We start from the raw sequence: 12,088 nt of genomic DNA on the forward strand, positions 1-12,088 counted from the left end.
GCGTGGTCCTGGGCCGTCACCGTGCCGACTGGACGCGGTCGGGAACAACGGACACCATGGACGGGTTGCTCCGGACAGCAGCACCAGGAGGACGAGACGTGACAGTCGTGGCGCCGAACCAGCCGCTCACCGAGACCGAGGTCGAGGCGATCAAGCAGGACTTCCCGATCCTCGCGCAGGACGTGAACGGGCAGCCGTTGGCGTACCTGGACTCCGGGGCGACGGCGGAACGCCCGCGTCAGGTCCTCGACGCTGAGCGACGCTTCCTCGAGCACGACAACGCCGCCGTCCACCGCGGTGCGCACACGCTCGCGGCGCTCAGCACCGACGCCTACGAGGACGCCCGTGCCACCGTCGCCGGGTTCATCGGCGCGGCTGCCCCGGCGGAGGTCGTCTGGACCGAGAACGCCACCGACGCCCTCAACCTCGTCGCCTACGGCATGGCCAACGCCAGCCGCGGTCGCGGGGGCGTCGACGCCGCACGCTTCCGGCTCGGCGCCGGCGACGAGATCCTGGTGACCGAGGCCGAGCACCACGCCAACCTCGTGCCGTGGCAGGAACTCGCAGCCCTGACCGGTGCGACCCTGCGCTGGATCCCGGTCGCCGACGACGGCACCTGGACCGCCGACGACGCCGCAGCGCTGATCACCGACCGCACGAGGGTCGTCGCGTTCTCGCACGTCTCGAACGTCACCGGGATGATCGCCCCCGTGGAGCAGGTCGTCGGCCTCGCCCACGCCCGCGGTGCCCTCGTGGTGCTCGACGCCTGCCAGTCCGCGCCGCACCGTCCCCTCGACGTGCAGCAGCTCGGTGTCGACTTCGCCGCGTTCTCCGGGCACAAGATGCTCGGCCCGAACGGCATCGGCGTGCTCTGGGGACGGAGCGAGCTGCTCAACGCCCTGCCGCCGTTCCGCACCGGCGGCTCGATGATCACCACCGTGACGATGGAGGGCTCCGAGTTCATGCCGGCGCCCGAGCGGTTCGAGGCCGGCACGCAGCCCGTGTCCCAGGCGGTCGCCCTGGCCGAGGCCGTGCGCTACCTGCAGGGCATCGGCATGGAACGGGTCCGCGCCCACGAGGAGCACCTCGCCCGCCGGATGCTCGTCGGCCTCGCTGCCGTGCCCGGCATCCGCCTGGTCGGCCCGCCCGCCGGTGTCCCGCGCTCCGGCCTGGTGTCCTTCGACGTCGACGGTGTGCACGCCCACGATGTCTCGCAGTACCTCGACGCGCAGGGCATCGCCGTGCGCTCCGGCCACCACTGCGCCCAGCCCCTGCACCGCCGGCTCGGCCTCGTCGCGACGAGCCGTGCCAGCACGTACGTGTACACGACCGAGCACGACGTCGACCGGTTCCTCGCAGCCGTCGCCGAGATCCGCGACTACTTCGGAGCGACCGCGTGAACGCCCTCGACAGCCTGTACCAGCAGGTCATCCTCGACCACGCGAAGGCGCGGCACGGCGACGGTGCGATGTCGGACGCGGACGCCTCGCACTTCGAGCGGAACCCCACGTGCGGCGACGAGATCACGGTCAGCCTGCGGCTCGAAGCCGGCACCGACCGCATCGCCGGGCTCGCCTGGCAGGGTGACGGCTGCTCGATCTCGATGGCCTCGGCATCGGTCCTCACCGACATGGCCGTCGGCCGCACGGTGCCCGAGTTCCTCGCACTGACCGAGGAGTTCCGCACCATGATGCGCTCACGCGGCGTCGGTGAACCCGACGAGGACGTCCTCGAGGACCTCGTCGCCTTCCACGGCGTCTCCAAGTTCGTCATGCGCGTCAAGTGCGGCATGCTCGCCTGGGTCGCGGCGGAAGCCGCCGCGCGCGAGGCGACCGCGTCCCGCTGAGCCGGGTGCGGCCACGCAGGGGGCGCGATGATCTTCGAGACGGAGCGACCCGGCGCAGGCCGGGCCGACGCGATCGTGCGGGCCTACCTGACCGAGGTCGCGTCGCGGTGGTACGGGCGCGCGGCGACGTCGGCCGAGGTCGACCGTGCGCTCGACGAGGAGCCGTACGACGACCTGCAGGGTGACTCCGGGGTGTTCGTCGTCGCGAGTGAAGGGGAAGCCGCTGTCGCCTGCGCCGGCGTGCGCTTCGTCGGTGCCGTCGGCGAGCTGACGAAGGTGTTCACACTGCCGGAACACCGCGGCCGAGGCATCGGTTCGGCGCTCCTGCGCCACGTGGAGGACTTCTGCCGAGACCGCGGGACCACGTCGCTGCGGCTGGACACGCGGGCCGAGCTCGCCGAGGCCTGTGCGCTCTACGAACGGCTCGGCTTCGTCCGGGTGTCGCCGTTCAACGATGATCCGTACTCGGACCGCTGGTACGCCAAGCGGATCAGCTGATGACGCCGATCTCACGCAGCGCGTCACCGACGCTGATGCGCTCGTTCCGATCCTGCGCCTGCGCCCAGCGGGCCTCCGCGCGCGCGATGGCCTGCTCGTCGAGACCGAGGAGCTCGTAGAGCCCGTCGAGCTCACGCGGTGCGAGGTGCATGAACCGCAGCGGGAACTTCCGTTCGGGGCTCGCGTAGCTCTGCTGGGCGAGCTGGTCGAGGGCGCCCGGATCGGTCTCTCGCTGTTCCATGAGCAGGACGACGGTTCGTGACCGCGTCCCCATGAGGAAGGCCGACCGCACGTTCTCGTCCGGATCGGTCGCCAGGGTGATCTCGACGGCGAGGGGGAGGTCCTCTTCGCAGGCGAGCTCCCAGCGCTGCGAGGTGTCCCCGGTGATCGCGGTGAGCATGTCCGGGTGGACGCCGAGGCCGCGCTCGCCGCGTTCCGGTCGCAGCGACGTCGGGCGGGGGTCGTCCCCGACGCGGGCGGTGGGGAAGCCGACGCCCGTGTACACGGTGTGGGCGATCGGCAGGAACTGGAGCGCCTGGTGCAGTGCGGTCGCGGCGTCCTGCACCGCCGGAGCGGTCACGTCACCGTCGGCGGCCGCGATGGCGGTGGCGTAGTCGGAGAGCGCGGTGTGCTGCTGCTCGATGGCCCGGGCGAACATCTCCTTGCCCCTGGCGGTGTCGCCGAGGAGCCGTGGGTCCAGGTGCAGCGTGACGGCGCTCGGGTCCTGCAGGTGTCCCCGTGGCGTGCCACCGCCCGACATCGTGAAGCTGAAGGTCTCGTCGTCGGGCACGTCGGCATCGGTCACGTCGCTGACGCTACCGGCTCAGGGAAGCGTGACGACGAGCTTCCGGGCGGAGACACCGGCGCGGAGCTCGGCCAGGGCGTCGGGGATCGCGGCGAGTCCCGATCCGACGACGGAGGCGGTCGGGGTGGCACGGTAACGACCCGTGCGGAGCGCTTCGGGCAGGAAGTCGCGGTAGATCGCCGGGCCGACCTCGGACTCCGTCGGGCGGCCACCCCAGATCGCGGTGATGTGCACCCCGTGTCGGCGCTCGAGCCGTGCACGGATCGTCGTCACCGGCGTCGGGTACGCCGACGCGAGCCGACCGGAGCCGGTGGCCGTCCGGACGATCGGGAGCGTGCGGGTCAACGAACCCTGACCGAAGGCGAGGGTGCCGGCGAGCTCCCGGTCGCCGAGTGCGTCGAGGATGCGGCGTGCGGCACCGTCGTCGCGGTAGTCGAACACGGCCTCGGCCCCGAGGTCCTGCACGAACCCGTGGTTCTTCGGCGATGCGGTGCCGATCACGGCGTACCCGGCGGCGCGGGCGAGCTGGACGGCGTTGGCACCGACGCTCGTGGACGCACCCCACACCAGGACGACGCCGTCGCGGTCGACCGTGTCTGCCGTCGGCAGTGACAGTGCGAGCTGGTCCGGTTCGAAGAGACCGGCCGCTGCGGTCGAGACGGCGAGTGGCAGGACCGCCGCCTGCTCGGCGGACAGGTCGTCGGGCACCGGGGTCGTCACGCGTTCGAGCAGCAGGACCTGGTGCTGGAAGGCGCCTTCGGCAGCGCTGTTCCGGTGCTGTTCCTGCCCCGCCGCGTGCCCGACGACCCGGTCGCCCACGCGGAACCGCTGGACGTCCGGGCCGATCGCGACCACGGTGCCGGCGACGTCCGACCCGAGGACCGCGGGGAACCGCAGCTTCGGGAACACCACGTGCCGGAAGAGCCCGCCGACAGCGTCGACCGGGTTGACCGCGACGGCCTCGGCACGGACGACGAGTTCGCCGGGGCCGGGCTGGGGGACCGGAGCGGGTCCGACGGCGAACCGTCCGGTCGACGTGGTCCACAGTGCTGCGTTGCCGGATGACGACATGGTGTCCCGATCTCGTGCTCGAAGTGAGTCATGACACGACGTGTCATCCCCTATACAACCATGACACGCCGTGTCATCGCCACTACTGTGGACACATGCGTTGGTCTCCGGATGCCCGAGGGCGACTCGAACGAGCGGCGTTCGAGTTGTTCGCCGAGCAGGGCTACGAGGCGACGACCGTGCCGCAGATCACCGCACGGGCCGGACTCACGACCCGCACCTTCTTCCGGTACTTCGCCGACAAGCGCGAGGTGATCTTCGCCGGTGACGAGATCCCCGACCTCGCCCGGGCTGCCATCGAGGGCGCGCCGACCGGGATCGACCCGCTCGACATCGTCGTGCACGGCCTCTGCACCGTCGCCGACGAGCGGTTCGAGGGGCGGCACGGCGAGGTCGGCTCGGTGCGGCGGCTGGTGCTGTCCGAGTCCTCGCTCCGGGAGCGCGACGCCCGGAAGCGTGCCGACCTGACGGACGCCGTGCGCGAGGCCTTCGTCCACCGCGGGCTCGACCCGTCCGAGGCGGCGGTGATCGCCGAGACGACCGTGATGCTGTTCCACCTGGCCCTCGAGGCCTGGCTCACCGGACCGGCCGAGCGCCGGATGGCCGACGTGGTCGACGAGCAGCTCAGTGCGCTCCGTGGGGTGCTCGATCGGCGGCCCGCAGCGTCATGAACACGTCGACGCCGTCGTCGGTGTCGAGCACGAAGCCGTGTCGTTCGTACAGTCGGCGGGCAGGGCTGCCCACCAGCACGTTGAGCCGCGTCGGGCCGTCGTGGGGCTCGTCGAGGACGGCGCGCAGCACGGTCGACCCGACTCCACGCCCCTGGACGTCGGGCGCGAGGTAGAAGTGCTCGACCCAGCGGACGTCGTCCTCGACCCGCACGGTGACCGACCCGACGTCGCGGCCGTCGACCACGACGATGCGGGTCAGCTGTGGCTGGAACGCGTCGCGGAGGCGCTGTCGCACACGCGTCTCGTCGAACACACCGAGTCGTGTCAGGTCGTCGCGCAGCACCACGGCCCGGAGCTCGACGAGCCACTCGAGGTCTTCGGTGGTGCTGTCCCGCAGTGCGACGTCCATCCGCTCAGCCTACGAACCCCGGCGCCCGGTCATCGACCTCGTACGCTTGCCCGATGGACCGCGACGGCGTCATCGACCTTGTCGCGTCCCGCCGCGCCTCGGCGCGTGCACCGATCGTCGTCGGTGTCTCCGGGTATTGCGGATCCGGCAAGTCCACGCTGACGCGCACGCTCGTCGAGGGGCTCCCCGGCGCGGTCCGCATCCGCGGCGACGACTTCCTCGACCCCGTTCGGTCCCATCAGCGGTCCTCCGACTGGGATGGCGTCGATCGTCCCCGTCTGGTCTCGTCGGTCCTCGAACCGCACCGGGCCGGTCGGGCGAGCGCGTTCCAGCGGTTCGACTGGTCGGCTCGAGCCCTCGCCCCGGCTGAGCCACTGGCGCGGACGGACGTCCTGATCGTCGACCTGATCGGACTCTTCCACCCCGAGGCGCTCCCGTACCTCGACGTCACGGTCTGGTGTGACGTGGATCTCGAAACTGCGGCTCGTCGGGGCATGGCTCGTGACCGCGCGCTCGGGCGTCGACACGATGCGCTCTGGCGGGACGTGTGGATCCCCAACGAGCGCGACTTCGAGGAGCGGTACGCACCGAAGGACACCGCGTCCGTGCGCTACGTGGCCTGACCGCGGAGTGCAGTGACCATGCTCCGCAGGATCTGACGGGCCTCGGTCTGCTGGTCCGCGGTCAGGTCGGTGAGCATCCGCTGCTCGACCCCGCGGATCGCCGCACTCGCCTGCGCCAGGCTCCGTCGTCCGCTGTCGGTCAGCTGCGTGGGGAGCGCCTTGCCGACCGACGGCTCGGTGGCACGGGTGACGAAGCCGTCCCGCTCCAGGGTCTGCAGCAGCACGTTCATCGACTGCCGGGTGACGAACGTGCCGCGCGCGAGCTCGGAGTTCGACAGGCCGGGTCGCTGCGCCAGCAGTTCGAGGCAGGAGTAGTGCGTCACCGTCATGCCGAGTGGGCGCAGCACGGCTTCCATCGAGGCACGGAGGGCACTCGCGGTCTCCTTGAGCAGGTAGCCGATCGACGTCTCGAGGTGGATGCCGGTGTCGCCTTGACGCATGTCAGTATTCTGACATAGCTTGTCCCGTGTCAGAAGACTGACACAAACCTGAGGAGCACCACATGCCCGTCACCGGCCCCGACTTCATCTCCCTGCAGACCCGCGACCTCGATGCCTCGCAGGCGTTCTACGAGCGGTACCTCGGTCTCGTCCGCTCCCAGGCAGGCCCGCCGCACGCCGTCGTGTTCGAGACGACGCCGATCGCCTTCGCCCTGCGTGACATCGTCCCCGGCACGGACCTCGACGCGGTGGCACAGCCCGGCATCGGCGCCGCGATCTGGCTGCACGCGACCGACGTCCAGGCGATCCACGACGCGCTGGTGGCCGACGGGCACCGGATCGTCTCGGCGCCGATCGACGGCCCGTTCGGCCGGACGTTCACGTTCGCCGACCCCGACGGCTACCACGTGACGCTCCACGACCGCGCCTGAGCCCCGGAGCCGGCCATGCGTCGGGCGCGGGCGGTGCGCCGGACGCGGGGCGGGCCTCCAGTCCGTCGCCGGAGCCGACCGTCACGCTTCGTCACGATCCGTGACGGTCCGAGGTGTCCGACGTAGCGTCTCGACCCGTGACCACCAGCAGCGAGCACCGGCAGATCCGCTTCAACGCGTTCGACATGAACTGCGTCGCGCACCAGTCCTCCGGACTGTGGCGGCACCCCCGCGACCGGTCGCGGGACTACCGCGACCTGACCTACTGGACCGACCTGGCGAAGACGCTCGAGGGCGGGGCGTTCGACGGCATCTTCATCGCCGACGTCCTGGGCACCTACGACGTGTACGGCGGCTCGAACGAGGCCGCGCTCCGCACCGGGTCGCAGGTGCCCGTGAACGACCCGATCCTGCTCGTCTCGGCGATGGCGTCGGTGACCGAGCACCTGGGCTTCGGCATCACGGCCGGCACCGCGTACGAGCACCCGTACCCGTTCGCCCGACGCATGTCGACGCTCGACCACCTGACCAAGGGCCGGGTCGGCTGGAACGTCGTCACCGGGTACCTGCCGAGCGCCGCACGCAACATGGGCCAGACGGACCAGCTGTCGCACGACGACCGGTACGACGTGGCGGACGAGTACCTCGAGGTCCTCTACAAGCTGTGGGAGGGCTCGTGGGAGGACGACGCCGTCGTCGCCGACCGCGAAGCCGGGGTCTTCACGGACCCGGCGAAGGTGCACCCGATCGAGCACCACGGGACGCACTTCGACGTGCCGGGCATCCACCTGTCCGAGCCGTCCGTGCAGCGCACGCCCGTCATCTACCAGGCGGGCGCGTCGCCGCGCGGCATCCGCTTCGCCGCCGAGAACGCGGAGGCGGTCTTCGTGGGTGCACCGACCGTCGAGCAGCTCGCGTCGACCGTCGCGAAGGTCCGGGACGCCCTGGAGGCAGCTGGTCGCGACCGGTACGCCGCCCGCGTCTACACGCTGCTCACCGTGATCACGGACGCCACCGACGAGCTGGCCCAGGCGAAGTACGAGGACTACCTGTCGTACGCGTCGGAGCTCGGTGCGCTGGTGCTCAACTCCGGCTGGATGGGCGTCGACCTGTCGCAGTGGGACCCGGACCAGCCCCTGGGCGACGTCGAGTCGAACGCGATCCAGTCGGCGGCGGCGAACATCGCGGCAGCGACCGGCGAGGACGGGTCGAAGTGGACGATCCGCGACCTGGCGCGGCAGACGGCGATCGGCGGGCTCGGCCCGGTGGCGGTCGGTGGGGGAGCGACCATCGCCGACCGGCTGCAGGAGATCCAGGAGCTGACCGACGTCGACGGCTTCAACCTGGCGTACGCGGTCACGCCGGGCACGTGGGAGGACGTCATCGAGTTCGTGATCCCGGAACTCCGTGCCCGCGGGGCCTACCCGGAGGCGTACGAGCCGGGTTCGCTCCGGCAGAAGCTGCACGGCCGCGGGGACCGGCTGCCCGACGAGCACCGTGGGGCGTCGTTCAGGATCGGGAGCCGGGCGGTCGTAGGCTGATCGGGTGATCGAGTCGTCCGTGGTCGTGCGTCCTGCGACCCCGGAGGAGACCGACACCTGCATCGACCTGTGGGCCGCGGCCGTGGCGGCCCGTGACGGCGTCGCCGAGGACCCGGCGGTCCGGGAGCGCGCCCGGCAGAAGTTCGCCGCTGACCACGTCGCCTGGCTGGTGGCGCCCGGACCGGACGGTGCGGTGGACGGCTTCGTACTGGTCACGGCGCCCGGCACCGGACGGTCGACGGACCCGGCGGACGCCGCCTACCTGTCGTTGCTCGCGGTGTGTCCCGGCGTGCAGGCCCGCGGGGTCGGACGGTCGCTGCTGTCCGAGGCCGTGCACGATGCCCGGGTCGCCGGCCACCCGCGCGTGGTGCTGCACGTGCTCGGCGACAACGACCGGGCGGTGCGGCTGTACGAGGCGGGCGGCTTCGTGGCGACGGGCGACGAGTTCGCGCACGCGCTGAGCGGGGTCACCACCCGCGTGTACGTCGCGGGCTGACGCTGGCTACGCGTCCCGACCGTGCACCGGCGTCCACGTCGGGTAGGTCGCCGAACGCCCGTCGCCCGACGACGTGCGGGTGATCCGGCGCTGCAGCCACGGCAGGACGTACTCACGGTAGTAGCGGAGCTCTTCTCCCAGGCGCGCCCGGGTGGCGCCGGCGTCCGCGGGCTCGACCGGCGCGGGGCCGTCGAGGACCGCGTGCAGCGCCAGGTCCGCGACGCGCTGGTGCCCGGTGGCGTTCATGTGCAGCCGGTCGTCCGACCAGAACTCGGCGCGGCCGAGGTGCGGGTCGCGGGAGACGTCGACGAACGGCAGGCCGCGGCGTCGGGCGAGGGTGCCGAGCGCCTCGGCCCAGGCGTCACCGCGGCGGTTGATCAGGGAACCGAGGGGCAGGCGGGCGCTCGGGTCGGCCGGGCTGAGGAGCGCCAGGCGTGCGCCGGTGGCCTCGACGCGGTCGGCGGCGGCCTCGACCTGCCCGATCAGCGCGTCCACCTCGAAGCGCGGGCGCAGCAGGTCGTTGCCGCCGGCGCAGAAGGTGATCAGGGTCGGCGCCGGGTCGAGCGCGAGTGCGGCGCCGAGCTGGCCGTCGAGGACCCCGGCGAGCAGTCGGCCGCGCACCGCGAGGTTCGCGTACGAGACGTGGGCGTCCGAGGCGCCCGCCATCGCGCTCGCGAGTCGTCCGGTCCAGCCGGGGAACGGAGCGGCCCCGGCGTCGCCGATGCCCTCCGAGAAGCTGTCGCCGATCGCGACGTAGCGGATGGTGTCGTGCATGCGCCCATCATCGTGCACATGCCTGTGCAGGTTCCCGGCACGACAGTCGTACCGGGAACCCGCATCAGCGAACCCTCACAGCACCGACTTCGGGACCCGGTGCAGGGTGACTGCGCCGACGGCGGCGAAGGGGTGCAACGGGTCCGGCGCGGTGGAGCCGGTCGGCCCGCCGAGCTTCGAGTCACCGACCGCGCTGAGCACCGCGTAGGCGTCCTCGGCGGTCCAGCCGTGCTCGTCGACGAGGAACGCGAAGGCGTCCTCGTACCCGCGCCGGACGCTCTCCTGCACGGGGTCGCCGAGACCGACGAACAGCCAGTCGTCAGCGGTCTCGATGCGGGGTGCGCGGAGCACGGGGCCGCCCTTGACCAGGTCGACGGAGACGATCGCGGTGCCCTGGGCCTCGATGGCGACGAACGACGACTCGCCCTCGGCCATGAGCGCGTGGATGTCGCCGATCGACAGCAGTGCGCCGGGGACCCGGACGGGCAGGGACACGGTCGAGCCGGGGCGGGCCTCGGTGACGTCCATGTTGCCGCCCTCCGGGTAGGCCGGCATGATCGTCGAGTTCTCACCCTCGGCCGGGGCCGTCCCGATGCACCCGATCATCGGCCGCACGGGGAACCGGTGCCGGTCGGACACCTGCACCGTGCCGTCCGAGATCGGGCATCGGCGGGCGAAGACCCGGTCGCCCATCACGTGCTGCAGGGCCCCGGAGCCGGGCAGGGACACCGACCACCCGTGCGTGGTCAGCTCGATGGCGTGGATGGTCACCACGAGGGTGTCGCCGGGTTCTGCCCTCTCGACGAACACCGGGCCGGTCACCGGGTTGATCGGTGCCTGCAGCTGCGCCATGTCGTGGTGCTGGTCGAGTTCGGCGTAGACGGCGTCGGTGGTCTCGAAGCCGATGGTCTCGCCGGTGCCGGGGCGGACCCGCAGCACGGGCTCCCGGTCTGCGGAGAACCCGGGGCGGCCGAGGGTGTTCGGCAGGAAGTGGTCCGGGGTCATCGTGCGTCCTCCGTCGTCGGTTCTGCTTCCGAGCCGACCTCGGTGGAGCGGCCGGTGCGTCGGTAGTACAGGAACACGGCCGCGCCGACGATCAGCCAGACGATGCCGCCGACCTTCGCCTCGACCGCGGCGTTCAGCAGGACGTACCCGATGATCAGGAACCCGATCAGCGGCACGACCAGGTGCAGCAGCCAGTTGCGCGACTTCCCCTTGACGACGTGGTGCACGAAGACGGACACGTGCAGGAGCATGAAGCCGAACAGCGCGCCGAAGTTCACGAGCGACGAGATCGTGTCGATCTGCCCGACGAAGAACAGCACCAGGATCGCGGACAGCACCGAGACGACGATGATCGCGTTCTGCGGCACCTGGCGACCGTTGAGCTTGTGCAGGAACGCGGGCAGCTGACGGTCGCGGCTCATCGAGAAGAGGAGGCGGCTCGTCGCGGCCTGCGCGGCCATGGCGTTCGCGATGCCGACGGCGAGCACGTTGACGGCGAAGAACGCGGTGGCCCACCCGCTCGACGACGCCTGCTCGACGATGGTGAAGAAGGCGTTTCCGGCCTCACCCTTCGGGAACGCGTCACGACCCCCGGCGAGGGCGCTGGCGAGCCAGGTCTGCAGGATGAACAGGAACGCCACGATGACGAGCGCCAGGATCATCGCCGTGCCGGCTCCGCCACGACGGCCGGTGGACTCCTCGGACAGGGTGGAGATGCCGTCGAAGCCCAGGAAGCTCAACACCGCGATCGACAGCGCCGACGCGATGAGCGGGGCCGACACCTTGGCCGGGTCCCAGATCTGCGCGGTGCTGAAGGACGCGTCCGGGATCGTGCCGCCGGTCAGCGCGACGATCGCGATGACGACGAAGATCGCGACGAAGACGAGCTCGATGAGCAGGAAGATGCGGTTCGCGAGCTTGAGCGAGGACACCCCGGCCAGGTTGATGACGGTGTTGATCGCGACGAACACGAGCGCCCACAGCCAGCGGGGCGTGCCCGGGAAGATGCCGACCATGCTCTCGGCGGCGAACACGTAGAGCAGCGTCGGGACGAGCAGGTAGTCGAGCAGGATCGCCCAGCCGGCGAAGAACCCGGCGGTGGGGTGGATGCCGCGGCCGACGTACGAGAACACGCTGCCGGCGAGGGGGATCGACTTCGCCATCTGCGCGTAGGCCAGAGCGGTGAAGATCATCGCGACGAGGCCGACCAGGTACACCAGCGGCACCATGCCGCTGGAGGCGTTGTAGACGGTCCCGAAGATCGCCCACGGGGCGATCGGGACCATGAAGACCAGCCCGTAGATGAGCAGGTCGGTGGTGCTGACGGAGCGCTTGAGCTCCTGCTTGTAGCCGTAGGCCTCGAGCTGCTGCTGTGCGGAGAGCTCGCTGTGCTGCTGCGACATGTCGGGTTCCGTTTCGGGTGGAGGGACGGGTGCGGCTGGGGGGGGGGGACTTCCGGTCTGGAGGCGCGGGGCGGG

General features: G+C 71.3%; 15 protein-coding genes. 8 read left to right on the top strand and 7 right to left on the bottom strand.

Annotated features, from left to right (window positions below; all coding sequences use genetic code 11):
- The first annotated feature begins 107 nt into the window (after nucleotides 1-107).
- From H489_RS34655 to H489_RS34665, 3 genes are read left to right on the top strand one after another with little or no spacing between them, the layout of a single operon-like run.
- Nucleotides 108-1,400 (top strand): aminotransferase class V-fold PLP-dependent enzyme, encoded by a 1,293-nt coding sequence (locus tag H489_RS34655; RefSeq protein WP_017888471.1) that lies wholly within the window; start codon nucleotides 108-110, stop codon nucleotides 1,398-1,400.
- A complete protein-coding gene (gene sufU / locus H489_RS34660) occupies nucleotides 1,397-1,846 on the top strand; it encodes a Fe-S cluster assembly sulfur transfer protein SufU (protein ID WP_017888472.1) in 450 nt (149 codons plus the stop codon). The genes H489_RS34655 and sufU overlap by 4 nt, the downstream gene beginning before the upstream one ends.
- A gap of 27 nt (nucleotides 1,847-1,873) precedes the next feature.
- Nucleotides 1,874-2,344 (top strand): GNAT family N-acetyltransferase, encoded by a 471-nt coding sequence (locus H489_RS34665; protein WP_017888473.1) that lies wholly within the window; start codon nucleotides 1,874-1,876, stop codon nucleotides 2,342-2,344.
- On the opposite strand, the gene H489_RS34670 is transcribed toward H489_RS34665, so the two are convergent.
- Nucleotides 2,337-3,149 (bottom strand): hypothetical protein, encoded by an 813-nt coding sequence (locus tag H489_RS34670; protein WP_017888474.1) that lies wholly within the window; start codon nucleotides 3,147-3,149, stop codon nucleotides 2,337-2,339. The genes H489_RS34665 and H489_RS34670 overlap by 8 nt on opposite strands.
- 18 nt (nucleotides 3,150-3,167) lie before the next feature.
- A complete protein-coding gene (locus H489_RS34675; RefSeq protein ID WP_017888475.1) occupies nucleotides 3,168-4,220 on the bottom strand; it encodes a zinc-binding alcohol dehydrogenase family protein in 1,053 nt (350 codons plus the stop codon).
- A gap of 95 nt (nucleotides 4,221-4,315) precedes the next feature.
- Here H489_RS34675 and H489_RS34680 point away from each other — a divergent pair, with 95 nt between their 5' ends.
- Nucleotides 4,316-4,891 (top strand): TetR family transcriptional regulator, encoded by a 576-nt coding sequence (locus H489_RS34680; protein WP_031260427.1) that lies wholly within the window; start codon nucleotides 4,316-4,318, stop codon nucleotides 4,889-4,891.
- On the opposite strand, the gene H489_RS34685 is transcribed toward H489_RS34680, so the two are convergent.
- Complete coding sequence (locus H489_RS34685; protein WP_017888477.1) at nucleotides 4,845-5,300, bottom strand: GNAT family N-acetyltransferase; 456 nt, start codon at nucleotides 5,298-5,300, stop codon at nucleotides 4,845-4,847. The genes H489_RS34680 and H489_RS34685 overlap by 47 nt on opposite strands.
- Nucleotides 5,301-5,353: 53 nt before the next feature.
- Between H489_RS34685 and H489_RS34690 the strand changes: the two genes are divergently transcribed.
- Entirely contained in the window at nucleotides 5,354-5,923 is a 570-nt protein-coding gene (locus H489_RS34690) for a uridine kinase (protein ID WP_017888478.1), read from the top strand.
- On the opposite strand, the gene H489_RS34695 is transcribed toward H489_RS34690, so the two are convergent.
- On the bottom strand, nucleotides 5,911-6,363 hold the full coding sequence (locus H489_RS34695) for a MarR family winged helix-turn-helix transcriptional regulator (protein ID WP_017888479.1): 453 nt from the start codon (nucleotides 6,361-6,363) through the stop codon (nucleotides 5,911-5,913). The genes H489_RS34690 and H489_RS34695 overlap by 13 nt on opposite strands.
- A gap of 62 nt (nucleotides 6,364-6,425) precedes the next feature.
- Between H489_RS34695 and H489_RS34700 the strand changes: the two genes are divergently transcribed.
- The 3 genes from H489_RS34700 (at nucleotide 6,426) to H489_RS37115 (ending at nucleotide 8,831) form a co-directional block, all read left to right on the top strand.
- A complete protein-coding gene (locus H489_RS34700; RefSeq protein ID WP_017888480.1) occupies nucleotides 6,426-6,794 on the top strand; it encodes a VOC family protein in 369 nt (122 codons plus the stop codon).
- Nucleotides 6,795-6,931: 137 nt separating this feature from the next.
- Nucleotides 6,932-8,335, top strand: coding sequence for an LLM class flavin-dependent oxidoreductase (locus tag H489_RS34705; protein ID WP_017888481.1), 1,404 nt, complete (start codon nucleotides 6,932-6,934; stop codon nucleotides 8,333-8,335).
- Between the two features lie 4 nt (nucleotides 8,336-8,339).
- Complete coding sequence (locus tag H489_RS37115) at nucleotides 8,340-8,831, top strand: GNAT family N-acetyltransferase (RefSeq protein WP_017888482.1); 492 nt, start codon at nucleotides 8,340-8,342, stop codon at nucleotides 8,829-8,831.
- A 6-nt stretch (nucleotides 8,832-8,837) separates the two neighbouring features.
- Here the strand turns inward: H489_RS37115 and H489_RS34715 are convergent, their stop codons facing one another.
- The 3 genes from H489_RS34715 to H489_RS34725 form a co-directional block, all read right to left on the bottom strand.
- The gene (locus tag H489_RS34715; RefSeq protein WP_017888483.1) at nucleotides 8,838-9,605 is read right to left on the bottom strand and encodes an SGNH/GDSL hydrolase family protein; all 768 of its coding nucleotides are present in this window, start codon (nucleotides 9,603-9,605) and stop codon (nucleotides 8,838-8,840) included.
- 75 nt (nucleotides 9,606-9,680) lie between these two features.
- Nucleotides 9,681-10,610: an acetamidase/formamidase family protein gene (locus H489_RS34720; protein ID WP_017888484.1), complete on the bottom strand. Its 930-nt coding sequence runs from the start codon at nucleotides 10,608-10,610 to the stop codon at nucleotides 9,681-9,683.
- Nucleotides 10,607-12,013: an APC family permease gene (locus H489_RS34725; protein ID WP_017888485.1), complete on the bottom strand. Its 1,407-nt coding sequence runs from the start codon at nucleotides 12,011-12,013 to the stop codon at nucleotides 10,607-10,609. The genes H489_RS34720 and H489_RS34725 overlap by 4 nt, the downstream gene beginning before the upstream one ends.
- Nucleotides 12,014-12,088: the final 75 nt, after the last annotated feature.

The organism is Curtobacterium flaccumfaciens UCD-AKU, from assembly GCF_000349565.1.
GTDB lineage: Bacteria > Actinomycetota > Actinomycetes > Actinomycetales > Microbacteriaceae > Curtobacterium > Curtobacterium poinsettiae.